We start from the raw sequence: 16,103 nt of genomic DNA, 5'->3' as shown, positions 1-16,103 counted from the left end.
GGTGTTCACCCGCTTGGTCAAGGCACAGCTCGCGGTGTTCTCCGTGCTGGCCGTCACTGCCGGTGTCGTGGTCGGCCAGGACTACCTGCGGTGGGGCGAGGACCAGTTCACCGTCACGGCCGACTTCGCCGACGCCACCGGCCTGCACGCCGACGCGCCGGTGACCTACCTGGGCGTGCAGGTCGGCCGGGTGCGCTCGCTGGAGCTGCGCGAGGACGGGGTGCGCGCGGTGTTGTCGATCGACGCGGGCGCCAAGATCCCCAGTGGTGCGCACGCGGCGATCCGCGGTCTGTCGGCGGTCGGCGAGAACTACCTGGACCTGAGCCCGGACGGTCCTGGGGAGGAGGATCTGGTCGAGGGCAGCCGGATCCCGATGGACAACACCAGCGCGCTGGCCTCCTCCGCCGAGCTGCTGTCCAGTTTGGACCGGCTCTCCGCCTCGGTGCCCGCCGACCGGCTGCGCACCGTGCTCACCGAGGTCAACGCCGCGTTCCAGGACTCCGGCGAGGACCTCGGCAGGCTGCTGGACTCCTCAACCCTGTTGCTGCACCAGGCAGCCGCGGACATCGGACCCACGCGCGGGCTGATCAACGGGCTCGGTCCGTTCCTGGTCAGCCAGCGCGGACTGGATGGCAGGCTGCGCTCCTTCACCAGGGACCTCGCCTCGTTCACCGACCAGCTCAGGCTCAGCGACGCCGACCTGCGTACGCTGATCGACAGCGGCCCGCCCCTGGCGGCGGAGTTCGGCCGGATCGAGGACCAGCTCGGCCCGACCCTGCCCGTGCTGCTGGCCAACCTGATCTCCTCCGGCCAGGTGGTGCGCACCTACCTGCCCGGTGTGGAACAGGTTCTCGTGCTGTACCCGGCGCTGTCGGCCGCCGTGCAGAGCGTGCTGCTGCCGCACCGCGACATCGGCGCGATCGGCAACGTGTTGCGGCTCAACGTCAACGACCCGCCGCCCTGCACCACTGGATACCTGCCCAACCCGCAGCGGCGCGATCCCGCCGACACGAGCAGGGTGGCCGCACCCACCGACCTGTACTGCAAGGCCGCACCTGGGGACCAGCGCGTGGTGCGCGGCGCGCGCAACACGCCCTGCCTCAACGCGCCCGGTCGGCGCGCGGCCAGCCCGGCCGACTGCCTCGCCGGATATGACAGCACGAACGGTCGTTTTCTTTCCCCCGACGGGTCAGCGCACCGGTTCGGGGAGCACCAGGGAGAGGAGTTGGGATGGCAGAGCCTGATGGTGAAGTAGCCCTGCAAGAACCCGAGACACCAGAACCCGAACCGCAGGACCCCGCACCGCGGGGCCGACCGAACTGGCGGGCGCGGGCCGCTTTGGCGGCGCTGTGCCTCGTGGTGGCCGGGCTGACCAGCCTGGGCACCGTGCTGTGGCTCCAGGTCGGTGACGCCAACGCGGCGGAGCAGACCCGGCTGGCCGCTGTGCAGGCGGCGCGCCAGGTCGCGGTGAACCTGACCACGGTCAGCAAGGACAGCGCCCAGCAGGACGTGCAGCGGCTGATGGACTCGGCCACCGGCTCGTTCCGCGACCAGTTCGGCGAGCAGGCCGAGGTGTTCCGCAAGGTGTTGCAGCAGGCCGACGTCACCTCGCAGGGCACCGTGCGGGAGGCCGGGGTGAGCAGTGCGGACGCCGACTCGGCGGTGGTGCTGGCCGCGGTCTCGGCCACCGTGAAGAACACCGACGCGCCGACCGGCGAGCAGCGCCAGTACCGGATGCGCATGCACCTGACCAAGGACGGGGACCGCTGGCTCGTCTCGGACCTGGAGTTCGTGCCGTGACCAAGAAGAGGTGGGCCGCCGCGGGCAGTGCCCTGCTGGTGACTGGGCTGTGCGCGGTGGTCGTGCTGCTCTACCAGCGCCAGGCCCAGGCCAGCGCACTGGACACGGCCCGCGACTCGGCGGCCGAGGCGGCCAAGACGCGGCTGCCGCAACTGCTGTCCTACGACTACCACACGGTCGACCACGATCTGGAGACCGCGCGGGCCGCCACGACTGGCAGCTTCAGCGCGGAGTTCGCGGCCCTGGCGAGCAAGGTCGTCGCCCCGGCAGCCAAGGACCAGCAGATCGTCACGAAGACCACCGTGTCGGACAGTTCGGTGATCAGTGCTCAGCCGGACCGCGTCGTGCTGCTGGTGTTCCTGGACCAGGTCACGCAGAGCAAGTCCGAGCAGGCGTCCCGTGTGGACGGTGCGCGGGTGCGCGTCACCCTGCAGCGGGCTGACGATCAGTGGCTGGTCGCCGAGCTGACCCCGGTGTGATCCGCCGACCACGGGCCAGCACCAGGAAGACCAGCACCGCCGCGGTGGCCAGCGAGGCCATCACCAGCGCCATCGGCAGGGCGCTCGCCGCACCGCCGGAGCCCACCAGCGGGGCGGCGAACCCGCCTGCCAGGAACTGGAGCACACCCAGCAGGGCCGAGGCGTTGCCCGCGGTCTCGGGGTGGTCGGCCAGGGCGAGGGCCGTGGCGTTCGGGAACACCACGCCGATCCCGCCGGACACCACGACCAGCGCGGGCAGCATGACCGGCAGCCCGATACCCGTCACGGCGGCAACCAGCACGCCGAGGCCGCCCAGCAACACCGTCACCAGCCCAGCGACGAGCAGCCGTCGTGCGGACTGGAAACGCACCAGCCAGGCGTTGACCTGGCCGAAGACGATGATCGCCACCGCGTTGCCGCCGAACACCAGGCTGAACAGCTGCGGGGACATGCCGTACACGTCCTGCAACACGAACGAGGAACCCGAGATGTAGGCGAACAACGCGGCGAAGGCCAGCGCGAGCGACAGGGCGTAACCGAGGAAGACCCTGTCCCGCAACAGGTCCCACATCGTGCGCAGGGTGGCGGTCAGGCTGCCGGGGCGCCTGCGTTGCGGGGCAAGGGTTTCCGGCAGGCCCAGCGCGCTGGCGACCAGCAGCACCAGGCCGATCGCGCCCAGCGTGACGAACACGCCCCGCCAGGACACCCAGGACAGCAGCTGGCCGCCGATCACCGGGGCCAGCACCGGAGCGGCCCCGTTGACCAGCATGAGCAGGGAGAAGAACCGGGCCAGCTCGGGCCCCTCGTACAGGTCACGGACGGCGGCGCGGGAGATCACGATGCCGGCCGCCCCGCCGAGCCCCTGCACCAGCCGCAGGGCGGACAGCGCCTCGGCCGAGGGGGCGACCGCGCAGAGCAGCGAGGTCAGGGTGAACACGGCCAGGCCGGTCAGCAGCGGGCGCCGCCGCCCCAGCGTGTCCGACAGGGGACCGGCGACGAGCTGGCCGAGCGCGAGGCCGAGGGTGCACGCGGTGAGCGTGAGTTGCACCTGGGACTGACCCGCGTGCAGTTCCCCCGCCATCGCGGGGAAAGCGGGCAGGTACATGTCGATCGACAGCGGTCCGAACCCGGACAGCGCACCGAGGATCAGCACGAACCTGGCCGTGCGCGCCCGTGACATGCCCACCCCTACTCGTCCTCGCGGCGGACTCCCCGCAGCTCCTGCTCGGCCCGCGCCATACGGCGCTCGACCCGCGGCAGGCGGTTCACCACGCGCATGCCGGTGCGCATCACCGTACCTGCCAGCCAGCCGTGCACCCCGGGTTTGTGCGCTGTCGCACGGTTGTCCAGGTACTTGCGCGACCTCGAACGCGTACTCGTGCTCCTCGTAGCCGCCGACCGCCGTCGCCAGTGGTTCACCACTAGTTTGGGCACGAACGAGTCTGTGGCACGGCAGGTGAGCGTCCCGCAGTGCTGTGTTTGCGCCCACACCGCGTCCCGGTGGTCATGATGTGAACGGCGTCACCGAGCAGGGTGATCGGCTCTGGCCGCCCGCGCCGATCGGTGTCTTGGTTCCCCCTGCGCGCGCAGCCACTGCTCGTCCCAGGTCAGGCTGCCGCTCGCCAGGTCGGCGAGCACGGCGGTGACCCAGTCCAGTTCGAACACCAGCGCAGCGCGTTGGTACTCCGATTCGAGTGCAAGAAACATTGGCAGCCAAGCGACTTCTTCTGACTTTTCGTCCATTCGGGACAGCTTTGTGCGCAGCGCGGCGGCCCGTCTGTCCAGCTGCTCGCGCACGTCCTGAGGGGTGAGCAGCGGGATGAACGCGATCGCCGCGGGGAACTCCGGGAAGTCCCTGCCCGGTGTGGCCAGCACGTCCAACATCCACTCCCGCCACACCACGCGCCCTTGCTCGGTCAGTGCGTAGAGCGTGCGCTCGGGGCGGCCCGGGTCCTGGGCCGTTCGCGCCGCGTGGACCAGTCCGGCCTTCTCCAGCCGCTCGATCGTGCGGTAGAGGCTGGCCCGCTGTCCGACGTTGACCACCTCGTCCTTGCCGCGCTCTTTGATCAGCTGCTGCATCCGGTACGGGTGCAGTGCGCCCTCGCCGTACCTCTCGGCCTCCCCGAGCAGGCTGAGTACGGCGAGCGCGAGCGTGGAGCGGTTCCTGCGGTGGTCCATGGTCACCAGGGTTCTAGTTGCCGGGCAACTAAGCAATGGTTGTCATCCGGGTGCCGACCCGTTGCCGGGTTCTGGCGAGCGATGCTCACACATTTGGGAGGAAACTTACATTTGCTGGCGCGGCGACGCTGAGTGCCCGACTGTGTGCGGCGTGTCGTCACGTCGCGGAATTCTGTGGACAGCCGGAGTGGGTGCTTTTGCGCTGGTCGCGGCGGGTGTACTGGTCGTGTCGACGCCCGCGCGGCAGGAGCAGGGGCCATCGGTCTCGGACCGGATCGACCTGGCCGAGTCGATCGGGCGGTTCGTGCAGGATCAACCACAGGACTCCGGCTACCAGGCACCCACCCAGCACGAGCGCGGTGTGGTCGCCGACGGGGTGCGTGCCGTGCTCGGCGGCCATCCGGCCGAGGCGCCCGACCTGCTCTCACCGGTGGGCTACTCACTGCGGCAGGTGGTCGACACCGGAACCGGCCGCCCGCTGTACGAACTGTCCGACACCAGTGGCAGTCGGCGCGGGTGGGGCCGGGTGCTGGTCGACACGGACCCGGCCGCACGCACCGGCATCGAAGTGCCGCACCCGAAGGCCGACCTGGACAGCGAACTGCTCGGTGTCGGCCTGTTCCGCAAGGTGCCCGGTTCGGTGCTGGTGGTGGCGGGCGCACACCGCAGGGCCGCGCCGAACAAACACGCCGACATGGCGCACGTCACCGACAGTGTCTTCGAGGCGGTCCACGAAGTGCTTGCCGCACAAGGAGTTCCCGTCGTGCAGCTGCACGGCTACGCCAACGACTCCGCGCCGGACAACGACATGGTGGTGTCCTCCGGCCCCACCCTGCACGGTCCGCTGGCCGACCGCGTGGCCAACGCGCTGGAGACCGCGGGCTACGCCATCTGCCGACCGTGGGTGGCCCGGTGCCCGGGGCTCGAGGCCACCACGAACGCGCAGGCCCAGTGGTCGGCCGCACACGGGGACGAGTTCGTGCACGTGGAAGTCGCCAGGGAGAACAGGGATTCACCGCAGGACCGGGATCGCGTCGTGGCCGCATTGGCCCAAGAGCTGAATGGCAGGTGAGTGGAGTGCGCGCACCCTGGATCGCCGGTGTGCTGGTGTTCGGACTGCTGTCCGTGGCGACTGGCCTGCTCATGGGGCAGTCCAGAGACAGTTCGCCGGTGTCCCGCGTGGTGCTGGACGCGCGTACGGAGAGCACCGCGGTCGCCGCGCAGGCCGTGGCCCGTTCGCTCAACGGCGGGCTCGGGAGCCTGGCGGAGATCGCTACCATCGCAGGCGAATCCCTGCAGCAGCGGGGAAAGGTCTCGCTCAAGGCGTTCGAGCACCGGGCCTGGCGTTCGCTGTACGTGGTGGAGCGGGCCACTCGCGTGGTGCTCGCCGAGGTCGGTGATCCCGCGGAACCCGCCGTGCTGGGGGATCCCATGCCCGCCGAGCCCGGCATCCGCCGCGCGCAGTCCGCCAGCACGCACGACATCCTGCAGTACGTGCCGCTCGACAAGGAGCGCCTGCTCGTCGGGCACCTGGATTCCGCCCGGCTCGCCGAGCAGCTGGCCGTGGCGAGCGGCGAGGGTGCCTGGCTGGTCGACAGCGCGGGCGGGGTGATCGCCACGACGAACACCGGGAGCGCGCCGCCACAGCTGGTCGACGGCTTCTCGGGCGGCCGGGTCCAGGAGATCGGCGGCCGATTAAGGGTGGCCTCCTGGGCTTCGCTGCCCGGCAAGGCACCCGCTTCCAGTCTGAATTGGACAGTGGTGTCCACCAAGGCCGTCACCGCGACCCCGGCACTGCCGGGCGACCCCCGCTCGCTGGCCCTCCTGCTCGCCGCCGTGCTCGGCGTGCTGACCCTGCTCGTGTTCGCCTGGCTGCACTGGGCTCGGGCGCGAGGTGAGGCCGGCTACCTGACCGCGGTCCTCAACCACGTGCGTGACGGCGCTGAGGTCTTCGGAAAACCATTCCCGCACAACAGGATCGCGTGGACCACTGGCGTTGCTGCCTTTCTCGCCTACGCCGCGGTGGTCGCAGTGATCGCGACTTCACTGCCCAGGGAGGAGATCCCGGGCAGTGTGGCCAGCGAGCAGCAGAGCAGGACGACGCTCGCGGCCCGTCAGGTGCAACGCGCGCTGGACAGCGGTCTGTCGGATCTCAGCGCCGTGTCCTCGGGCATCAAGGCGCTGCACGATCCCGGAACGGCCGAGCGGCTGCTCAAGCAGCTCGTGACCACGCGGCCCCGGTACGCGGGCGTGGTCTACCTGTCGCCGCTGGGCGAGGTTCGCGCCAAGGCTGGTGATCAGGTCGACTACGCGGCGATTCCCGTCACTGACAAGCCTTCCGTGCAGGTCGCGCCGGCACAGGGCGTGCGGCCGAAGGTGCTCGTGGTGCTGCCGAGCCCCGAGGGGCGGCTGATCGCCGAGCTGAAACCGGAGGTGCTGATCCGCCCGCTCAGCTCGGCCGGGCCGGGCAACACCTGGCTGGTCGACGGCGAGCGCAGGGTGATCGGCGCGACCGGCGGTTTCACGGCGTTCGAGGCCCTGCCGCGAGCCGACCTGGAGCAGGCGGCGAAGCTGGCCCACCAGGCGGGAGCTGGTTCCGTGGCGGGAGCGGTCGATTCGGAGCGGCATGTGCTGAGCTGGGCCCCCCTGCAGGCCAAGGAGTTGGGCCTGTCCGTGCTCACCGACCGCGCGGAGAGCTCGCTCGCGTTGCCCAGCAACGCCCAGCGTGGCGAGTTGCTGTTGCTGGCGGCCCTGGTCGCCGCGCTGACCGTGGTGATCTTCGGCTGGCTGCTCGCGGTGGTGGTGAGCCCGCTGTCCGAACTGGTGCGCTGCGCCCGCAGGCTGGCCCGCGGCGAGACCGGCGAGGTGATCCTGGTGCGCAGACAGGACGATGTGGGGGAACTCGCCCGCGACCTGGAACGCGCCCGCCGCGTCCTGATCACCCGGAGCAGCTGATGTTGTTCCTGTACGAGGTGTTCACCGCCACGCTGGTCGTGTTGCTGGCGGCCGGGATCGTCGAGCAGCGCGGGCACGAGCGCAACCTGCGCGCGATTCCCACCCGCGTCGTAGTGAACGGCATCCGTGGCAAGAGTTCCATCACGCGGCTGTGCGCCGGGGCACTGCGTGGCGGTGAACTCCGCGTCGTGGCGAAGACAACGGGCACGGCGGCGCGCTTCATCCACCCGGACGCGGACGAGGAACCGGTCTACCGCAAGTTCGACATCGCCAACGTGGTCGAGCAGATCGGCATCGTGCGCCGGGCCGCGAAGCTGGAGCCGGACGTGCTGGTCATGGAGTGCATGGCGGTGATGCCCGCGTTGCAGGAGATCAACCAGAGCAAGCTCGTGCAGGCGGGCATCGTGGTGATCAGCAACGTGCGCGAGGACCACCTGCAGGAGATGGGCCCCACCCTGCCCGACGTCGCGCGCTCCCTGTCCCGCTCCATGCCCGTCGGCGGCATCTGCGTCACCGCGGAACAGGACCTGCTGCCCGTGCTCCAGGAGGAGGCGGACCGCCGCTCGTGCGTCCTGCTCTCCGCGGACCCGGACTCGATCACTGACGAGGACATGGCGGGCTTCACCCACCACACCTTCCGCGAGAACGTCGCCATCGCGCTGACCGTTGCCGAACACCTTGCTGTGCCTAGGGAACTGGCCATCAAGGGCATGTGGGCCGCGCCACCGGACCCGGGTGTGCTCACCGTCGAGCCGTACCAGTTCGGGACGAAGACCCTGCGTGTCGCCAACGTGTTCGCCGCCAACGACCCGCGCTCCACCGTGATGAACGTGCGCGAACTGCTCGCGCGGGGCGAGATCCGCCCGCCGGTCTTCGCGCTGATCAACTGTCGTCCCGACCGCGTGGAGCGCAACGGCCAGATGGGCGAGATCGTGCCGGAACTGTGCTCCGACAAGCTCTTCGTCATCGGCCACCCCGCCCGCTCGGCACTGGCCAAGGTGCCAGCCGACTGGCCAGGCGAGGCGCACGACCTCGGCGGAGCCGGCCGCCGCGTCGAGGAGATCGTGCAGTCCATTGTGGACCAGGTCGAGGACGAGGCCTGCCTGATCGCCATCGGCAACATCCACGGGCAGGGCGAGGTCCTGCTGGAACACCTGCGCCGAAGGGGAAAGCCATGCTGACCACTGCGGTGACCGCCGAGGTCGCGGTGCTGGGCATCGCACTGGGACTGGTCTTCTCGCTCGGCTGCTACCTGGTGTCCAACCTCTCGCCCGGTGGCATGATCACGCCCGGCTGGCTCGGCCTGGTGCTGGTGTCCGACCCGCGCCGCATGGCCTTGATCGTGCTGGTCACCGTCGCGACCTTCGTCGGGACCAAGCTCGTGCAGAAGCTCGTCATCCTGTACGGCAAGCGCCTGTTCGCCGCGGTCCTGCTGCTCGGCGTCTTCCTCCAGCTGACGGTGTTCCTGGTGCTGTTGCACGACTGGCCGTTCCTGTTCTCGCACGGCACGCTCGGGTTCATCGTGCCGGGCCTGATCGCGTACCAGTTGGTGCGCCAACCCGTCGGCGCGACCCTGTTGGCCACCGGGGTGGTGACGCTGCTGTCCTACGTCGTGCTGCTGTCCGGGGTCCTGCTGCGCGTGCTGCCGCACACCTGACCCCCGCGAGTCCCGCTCAGGGGAGCGTGAGTCCCGCTCGCCGACCGCACTCTTGATCACCATCCGTGTCCGTTATCTTTTCGTTACCTCCTGATCGGAACTGGATCGGGCTACCTCGCGACCACCTTGGCAACTGACGGTCACGAAGAGGGGTGGCGCATGAGGGTTTCGCCGCAGGGCGGCATGGGCGTCGTGGTGGAGGGCTTCGAGGCCGCGACCGCCACCGCCGAGGAGATCGCCGCGGTCACGGCGGCCGTCTACGCCGAGAAGATCGTCGTGCTGAAGGGGCAGGAACTGACCCCGAAGCAGTTCCTGGCGCTGGGCGAGCGTTTCGGCGAGCCGGTGACCTACTACCAGCCGATGTACCGCCACCCCGAGGTGCCGGAGGTCTTCGTGTCCTCCAACGTGCCCAGTGACGGCGCGCAGGTGGGGGTGCCGAAGACCGGCAAGTTCTGGCACGCCGACTACCAGTTCATGCCACAGCCCTTCGCGATCACGCTGATCCACCCGCAGGTGCTGCCCCAACACAACCGGGGCACGTACTTCATCGACATGTCCAAGGCGTACCAACGCATTGGCGCCGAGCTCAGAGCGGCGGTCGCGGGCACGCGTTGCCAGCACAGCGCAAGGCGCTACTTCAAGATCAGACCCACCGACGTGTACCGGCCGCTGTGGGAGGTCCTGCGGGACGTCGAGCGGGAGACTCCGCCGGTGACCTGGCCCACGACCCTCACCCACCCGGTCACCGGCGAGACCGTGCTCTACGTGAGTGAGGGCTTCACCTGTGCCATCGAGGACAGCGAGGGCAGCCCGCTGGACCCCGAGCTGATCCAGCAGCTGCTGGCCGCCTCGGGGCAGTTGGACGACACGTTCGAGCACGAGAACATCCACCTGCAAACCTATGAGCAGGGCGACCTGCTGATCTGGGACAACCGCAGCCTGATCCACCGCGCGCTGCACACCACCACCCCGGAACCGGCCGTGTCGCACCGGGTGACCGTGCTCGACAGGTTCGGGCTGCACGCGTGAACGGCCTGCTGGAACGGGTTCTGCTGCCCTACAAGCAGGACTGCTCCTACCTGAGATCGGCGGAGATCACCGTCGAGAGTGGACTCGCCACCGGGCGTGGCCGGTTCGAGATCCCGCAGTCCTGCTACATCGAGGACACCGGGCACTTCAACTCGGTGGAGTTCAACATCTGCTACAACCAGTTGGTCTACTACGTGATGGCCAGCGCGGTCCGGGACCGCCTGATGCCCGCGTTCACCTCCTGGACCCTGCAGGACTACTGGGACCGCCAGCTGCCCAACATCCTGATCACCTCGTTGAGCAGCAAGTTCAAGCGCCCCATCGACCCACGCTCCTTCTCCGGCGAGGTCGGGTTCACCCGGATCACCCAGCGCTCACTGCTGATCGCCGAGACGGCCTGCCGCTTCTGGGACGACAACGGGGGCCAGGCCAGCGGGGAGATCACCCTGGCCATCCTCAACCCGCCGCAGGGCGGCTGATCCCGGTGCACACCCTCGCCGAGGTGCTGGACACGCACGCCCGTACCCGTCCCGACGCGATCGCGCTTGTCTTCCGCGACAGGCAGATCAGCTACGCCGAGCTGCGTGCGATGAGCAACCGGGTCGCGAACACCCTGCTGGCACGGGGAATCAGTCGTGGATCGCGGATCGCCCACCTGGGCAAGGATTCCGAGCACTTCTACGCCCTGCTGTTCGGCGCGGCGCGGATCGGCGCAGTACTGGTCCCGATCAACTGGCGGCTGGCCGCAGCTGAGGTCGAGCACATCCTGCGCGACTCCGGTGCGAGGCTGCTGTTCGCCGACCATCTCGACGGCGTCAAGCTCGCCGAGCTCGAACAGTGGTGCGCGGCGGCTCCCGAGGGTGAGGTGTCGATCGCAGTCGGCACGGATGCCCCTGTCGTGCAGATGTACACCAGTGGCACGACCGGGCTGCCCAAGGGAGTTGTGCTCGCACAGCGCAGCTTCTTCGCGGTGCGGGACTTGTTGGCCAAGGCGGAGTTGGACTGGATCGACTGGCGTGCGGGGGACCGCAGCCTGGTCGCCCTGCCGGGATTCCACATCGGCGGCCTCTGGTGGGCAGTGCAGGGCTTCACCGCGGGCATCACCAACGTGATCATGCCTGCCTTCACCAGCACCGAGGCCGTGGGGCTGATCAGGGAACTGGGCGTCACCACGACCTGCATGGTGCCCTCGATGCTCCGCTTGGTGGCCAACGAACCCGGTTCGTCCACTGAGGACTTCGCCTCGCTGAGGAAGGTCGTCTACGGCGGGTCGCCGATCTCGGAGACCCTGCTCGGGCAGTGCATGGCGGCCTTCGACTGCGAGTTCGCCCAGATCTACGGGCTGACCGAGACCGGGAACACGGCGGTCTGCCTGCCGCCGGAGGACCACCGGCTCGGCGGGCCTCGGCTGCGGGCGGCGGGCAGGCCGTATCCGGGGGTGTCCGTCCGGGTGGCCGACCGGACGGGCAACTCCCTGCCGGTAGGCGAGGTCGGCGAGGTGCACCTGTGCAGCCCGGCGAACATGCTCGGCTACTGGAACAACCCTGAGTCCACTGAGGACACGCTTGTGGCGGGCTGGGTGCGCACGGGCGATGCCGGATACCTGGATGGGGACGGCTACCTGTACATCCACGACCGAATCAAGGACATGATCATCGTTGCCGGGGAGAACGTGTACCCGGCCGAGGTGGAGAACGTCGTGTGCCGACACAGCGCGGTGGCCGAGGCGGCGGTGATCGGCGTGCCCGACGACCGCTGGGGCGAGGCGGTGCACGCCTTCGTAGTGCTGAAGCCCGAACACGCCGTGACCGCCAGGGAACTCGCGCAGTTCGTGAACGGTTCGCTGGCCGCGTTCAAGGCCCCGCTGCGCTACGAGTTCGTGGACGACCTGCCGCGCAACCCCAGCGGCAAGATCCTGCGCAGGCAGCTGCGCGACCGCTTCTGGCGGGGCAGATCCCGCCTCGTCAACTAGGAGGCACGCGATGGCCGTGACCGAAGCGAGCGCGCGCGCCGATGTCGCCGAACTGCTCTACCTGGAGCCCGGCGAGCTGGACGACGGGCTGAATCTGTTCGACGCCGGGCTGGACTCGGTGCGCATGTTGACGTTGGTGGAGCGGTGGCGGGAGCACGGCGTGGAGGTCAGCTTCGTGGACCTTGCCGAGCACCCCACGTTCGGGCAGTGGTGGGCACTGCTGTCGGATGCCTAGGGCCTTCACCGCGGCACAGCAAGGGATTTGGACGGCCCAGCAGCTCGACCCCGAAAGCCCGGCGTTCAACACTGGCGAGTACGCGGACATCGCTGGGCCGGTCGACACCGAGGTCTTCGTCCGGGCGCTGCGCGCCGTCGTGGGTGAGGTCGAGGCACTGCACGGCGAACTCGGTGCTGTGCCGGTCTTCGACATGTCGTTGCAGGAGGCGGAGTCCTGGATGGCCGCCGACATGCTTCGGCTGCACGAAAGGGACTTCGGCCACGCCCTGTTCCGGGTCGGCGCCGACCGGGTGTTGTGGTACCACCGTGTGCACCACTTGGTGCTGGACGGCTACGGGGTGTCGCTGGTGGCCCGCCGGGTCGCAGAGGTCTACACCGCGCTCGTACGAGGTGAGGACGTTGCCCCGGCGCGGTTCGGCACGCTGCGAGCGGTGCTGGACGAGGAGTCCGCGTACGAACGGTCGGAGCAGTTGGCTGTCGACCGTGCGTTCTGGGTGGAGCGGTCGACCCCTGCGGTGAGCCTGTCCGAGGGGACCGGCCTGCCCGCACGGTACTTCCACCGGCACTGGGCGCATTTGTCCGATGTGGACACGCTCCGCTCGGTGGCGAAGGAACTCGGCGTGACTTGGCCGGAGCTGGTCTTCGCCGTGGTAGCCGCGTACCTGGCTGGGCGTACGGGTGCGGGCGAGGTCGTGCTGGGCATGCCGGTGATGGGCCGGATCGGGTCCGCCTCGCTGCGGGTGCCGTGCACGGTGCTCAACGCGGTGCCGCTGCGCGTGCGGGTCGATCCGGGTGACGGCCTCGCGGTGCTCGCCGGGCGGGTGGCCGCCGAGCTGCGGGCGGTCCGGCCGCACCTGCGGTACCGGTACGAGCTGCTGCGCAGGGACGTGGGCCTGCTCGGCGGGCGGCGCAGGCTGTTCGGGCCGGTGGTCAACGTGATGCCGTTCGACTACGGGCTGCGCTTCGACGGTCGGCGGGCCACCGTGCGCAACCTGTCGGCGGGCCCAGTGGAGGACCTGTCCATCAATGTGTACGACCGTGCGGACGGTTCGGGCCTGCTGCTGGCGTTCGACGCCAACCCGAGCCGGTACACCGAGGAGGAGCTGCGCGGGCATGCCAGCGGTGTGCTGGACCTGTTGTCGCGGGCGCTCGACGGGCCCGAGGCTCCGTTGCTGGCCGCTCCCGAGGTACTCGATGGCGACCCGCTGCCCCAGGTCACTCCGGTGCTGGACCTCATCGCGGCGCACCGGCACGGGGTCGCGATCGAGTCGGCGACCGGTGACATCGGGTACCCGGAGCTCGTGTCCCGGGCCGGGCAGGTCGCCGCGGGGCTGATCGCCTCCGGTGTCGGTCGGGGCTCGATCGTGGGCGTGCGCATGGAGCGAGGCGTGGACGCGATCGTGGCGATCCTCGGCTTGCTGTCGGCCGGTGCCGCGTACCTGCCGATCGATCCGCACGGTCCGCAGGAGCGGACAGCCCTGGTCCTGGCTGACGCCTCGCCCGCTGTCGTGATCACCGAGCTGGCTCCGGGCGCGGAGGAGGCGTTCGTCCGCGCGGAGCCGGAGGACCCGGCGTACGTCATCCACACCTCGGGATCAACGGGGATCCCCAACGGGGTCGTGGTCAGCCACCGGGCATTGGACAGCTTCGTCGCCGCGGCGACCGAGCGGTACGGGATCACCAGTTCCGACAAGGTGGTGCAGTTCGCGGCGCTGCACTTCGACGCCAGCGTGGAGGAGATCTTCCTGACCCTGTGCGCAGGCGGCACGCTCGTGCTGCGCGAGGGCACCGACATCCCCGAACTGCTGGGGCTGTGCGCCGAGCGCGCGGTTACGGTGCTGGACCTGCCCACCGCGTACTGGCATGAGCTGGCGTACGCCCTGTCGATGGGCACGGTGAAGCTGCCGGAAACTGTACGAACGGTCGTGCTGGGCGGCGAGGCGGTGCTCGCGGAACGGGTGGAGCGCTGGCACGCGGCGGTCGGCCCCTCGGTGCGGCTGATCAACACCTACGGGCCGACCGAGGCCACGGTGGTGGCGACCACGGCCGACCTCACCGGGCCGGAGACACCCATCGGCCGCCCTCTTGCCGGGGTGCGGGCCAGCGTGGTCAACGGCGAACTCGTGCTGTCCGGTCCCACTGTGGCCAGCGGCTACCTCGGACGGCCCGAGCTGACCGCCGCCAGGTTCGGCCGCGATGGCTACCGGACCGGTGACCTGGTGCGGCTCGACGCCGACGGCCAACTGCACCACGTGGGGCGGGCCGACGACCAGTTCAAGATCAGCGGGCACCGGGTGGACCCGGGCGAGGTGGAGAGCGCGCTGTGCGGGCATCCCGCCGTGCGGCAGGCGGCGGTCGTGGGGCAGGAACTGCCCTGCGGCGCACGTCGGTTGGTGGCACACGTGGTCGCCGACCACCCGCGGCCGACCGTCGGCGAACTGCGTGCCTACCTGGCGGCACACCTCCCGGCCGCGGTCGTGCCGGGCATCGTGGTGTTCACGGCGAGCCTGCCCACCACCAGCACCGGCAAGATCGACCGCGCCGCCCTGCGCTTGGAGCAGACCGGTACGGCCGTTGACGGCGCACTGACCGAGCGGGAGCGCGAACTGCTCGCCGTGTGGCGGGAGGTGCTCGGTCGTGATGATCTGTCCACAACGGACGATTTCTTCGAGTCGGGCGGCCAGTCCCTGCAGACGATCCAGGTGGCCAACCGCGCCGGAGTCGAGGTGGGGCTGGTGTTCCAGTACCCGACCGTCGCCGAGCTGGCAGCACACCTGGCTGGCGGGGGCCGAGGGTTCGCGCCCAGCTCGGTGACGCTCGAACCCGATGTGCTGCCCGGAACAGAGCGGGCGGACCGTGTGCTGCTCACCGGGGCGACCGGGTTCGTGGGCAGGCACCTGTTGGCGGACCTCGTGGCGCGTACCGAGTCGGAGATCATCTGTCTGGTCCGGGACCCCGCAACAATCTGCACGAACGATCGTGTACGAGCGGTGCGGGCGGATCTCGCGGCACCGAGGCTCGGGCTGAACGACTCGCTCTGGCGCGAGTTCACCGGGCGCCGCAGCGTGATCTACCACAACGGGGCCGCGGTGAATGCCCTGCGCGGTTACGACAGTCTGCGCGCTGTCAACGTGGAGTCCACGCGAAGCCTGCTGCGTATGGCTGCGGAACTGCACTACGTGTCAACGCTTGCCGTGACGCCACCGGACTGTCCCGAGGCCTTCGTGGCGGCCCACGACGGGCTGCGCAGCGGCTACCAACAGAGCAAGTGGGCCAGTGAGCGACTTGCCCAGTTGGCCGCCGAACGGGGTTTTCCCGTGACCGTGTACCGGCTCGGGCGTGTCGTCGGGGAGACCCTCAACACGGCGGATCCGCTGTGGCGGCTGCTGATCGCTGGCATCCAGCTGGGCAGGCTGCCCAGGTTGCCGCTGACCGAGCTGTGGATCCCGGTGGAACAGGTAGCACGAACGATCGTGCACCTTTCCGTGAGCGGCCGGACCGGCGTGGTCAACCTGGACGGCGTGCGCGTGGACCTGGCCGCGCTGCCCGGCTGGATCCGGGACTACGGCTACCCCGTCACGGAAGTGCCGCTTGACCAGTGGCTGCGGGAGTTCACCGGCGACGAGACCGAGCGGGCTCTGTTCAGCGCCTGGGCCGAGCTGCCCGCGGCTGGTGGCGGAGCCGCGCAAGGTGACCGAACGATCGTGCACCGGAACCTGGACCACTGCGTGCGACTGGGACTGCTGTCACCTCCGGGAACCAAACCAGTGTTGCCCGCGACCAGTCACGAGTAACA

General features: G+C 69.7%; 14 protein-coding genes. 12 read left to right on the top strand and 2 right to left on the bottom strand.

Annotation, left to right across the window (positions count from 1 at the left end; all coding sequences use genetic code 11):
* Position 1 precedes the first annotated feature (1 nt).
* From KALB_RS37895 to KALB_RS37885, 3 genes are read left to right on the top strand one after another with little or no spacing between them, the layout of a single operon-like run.
* Entirely contained in the window at positions 2 to 1,255 is a 1,254-nt protein-coding gene (locus KALB_RS37895; RefSeq protein ID WP_025360896.1) for an MCE family protein, read from the top strand.
* A complete protein-coding gene (locus KALB_RS37890; protein ID WP_148309811.1) occupies positions 1,231 to 1,800 on the top strand; it encodes an Rv1363c family protein in 570 nt (189 codons plus the stop codon). Before KALB_RS37895 ends, KALB_RS37890 begins: the two co-directional genes overlap by 25 nt.
* Positions 1,797 to 2,279 carry an Rv1363c family protein gene (locus tag KALB_RS37885; protein ID WP_025360894.1) on the top strand — a complete coding sequence of 161 codons (483 nt, stop codon included), beginning with the start codon at positions 1,797 to 1,799 and terminating at the stop codon, positions 2,277 to 2,279. Before KALB_RS37890 ends, KALB_RS37885 begins: the two co-directional genes overlap by 4 nt.
* Here the strand turns inward: KALB_RS37885 and KALB_RS37880 are convergent.
* Positions 2,224 to 3,459, bottom strand: coding sequence for a Bcr/CflA family multidrug efflux MFS transporter (locus KALB_RS37880; RefSeq protein ID WP_025360893.1), 1,236 nt, complete (start codon positions 3,457 to 3,459; stop codon positions 2,224 to 2,226). The two genes, KALB_RS37885 and KALB_RS37880, sit on opposite strands and share 56 nt — an antisense overlap.
* Positions 3,460 to 3,800: 341 nt before the next feature.
* On the bottom strand, positions 3,801 to 4,457 hold the full coding sequence (locus KALB_RS37875) for a PadR family transcriptional regulator (RefSeq protein WP_025360892.1): 657 nt from the start codon (positions 4,455 to 4,457) through the stop codon (positions 3,801 to 3,803).
* Between the two features lie 187 nt (positions 4,458 to 4,644).
* Here KALB_RS37875 and KALB_RS37870 point away from each other — a divergent pair, with 187 nt between their 5' ends.
* The 9 genes from KALB_RS37870 (at position 4,645) to KALB_RS37830 (ending at position 16,101) form a co-directional block, all read left to right on the top strand.
* Positions 4,645 to 5,529, top strand: coding sequence for a hypothetical protein (locus KALB_RS37870; protein ID WP_025360891.1), 885 nt, complete (start codon positions 4,645 to 4,647; stop codon positions 5,527 to 5,529).
* 5 nt (positions 5,530 to 5,534) lie between these two features.
* Complete coding sequence (locus KALB_RS37865) at positions 5,535 to 7,412, top strand: HAMP domain-containing protein (RefSeq protein WP_025360890.1); 1,878 nt, start codon at positions 5,535 to 5,537, stop codon at positions 7,410 to 7,412.
* Positions 7,412 to 8,593, top strand: a complete 1,182-nt coding sequence (pgsB, locus tag KALB_RS37860; protein ID WP_025360889.1) for a poly-gamma-glutamate synthase PgsB — start codon at positions 7,412 to 7,414, stop codon at positions 8,591 to 8,593. The genes KALB_RS37865 and pgsB overlap by 1 nt, the downstream gene beginning before the upstream one ends.
* The gene (locus tag KALB_RS37855; RefSeq protein ID WP_025360888.1) at positions 8,587 to 9,069 is read left to right on the top strand and encodes a poly-gamma-glutamate biosynthesis protein PgsC/CapC; all 483 of its coding nucleotides are present in this window, start codon (positions 8,587 to 8,589) and stop codon (positions 9,067 to 9,069) included. The genes pgsB and KALB_RS37855 overlap by 7 nt, the downstream gene beginning before the upstream one ends.
* Positions 9,070 to 9,228: 159 nt before the next feature.
* A complete protein-coding gene (scoE, locus tag KALB_RS37850) occupies positions 9,229 to 10,098 on the top strand; it encodes a (3R)-3-[(carboxymethyl)amino]fatty acid oxygenase/decarboxylase (RefSeq protein ID WP_025360887.1) in 870 nt (289 codons plus the stop codon).
* Entirely contained in the window at positions 10,095 to 10,577 is a 483-nt protein-coding gene (locus tag KALB_RS37845) for an FcoT family thioesterase (protein WP_025360886.1), read from the top strand. The genes scoE and KALB_RS37845 overlap by 4 nt, the downstream gene beginning before the upstream one ends.
* A gap of 5 nt (positions 10,578 to 10,582) precedes the next feature.
* Positions 10,583 to 12,070, top strand: coding sequence for an AMP-binding protein (locus KALB_RS37840; RefSeq protein WP_025360885.1), 1,488 nt, complete (start codon positions 10,583 to 10,585; stop codon positions 12,068 to 12,070).
* Between the two features lie 10 nt (positions 12,071 to 12,080).
* Positions 12,081 to 12,305, top strand: coding sequence for a phosphopantetheine-binding protein (locus KALB_RS37835; protein ID WP_025360884.1), 225 nt, complete (start codon positions 12,081 to 12,083; stop codon positions 12,303 to 12,305).
* Entirely contained in the window at positions 12,298 to 16,101 is a 3,804-nt protein-coding gene (locus KALB_RS37830; protein ID WP_025360883.1) for an AMP-binding protein, read from the top strand. The genes KALB_RS37835 and KALB_RS37830 overlap by 8 nt, the downstream gene beginning before the upstream one ends.
* The last annotated feature ends 2 nt before the right edge of the window (positions 16,102 to 16,103 follow it).

The organism is Kutzneria viridogrisea DSM 43870 (genome assembly GCF_000525635.1).
GTDB lineage: Bacteria > Actinomycetota > Actinomycetes > Mycobacteriales > Pseudonocardiaceae > Kutzneria > Kutzneria viridogrisea.
This window is presented reverse-complemented; position numbering and strand designations above follow the sequence as displayed.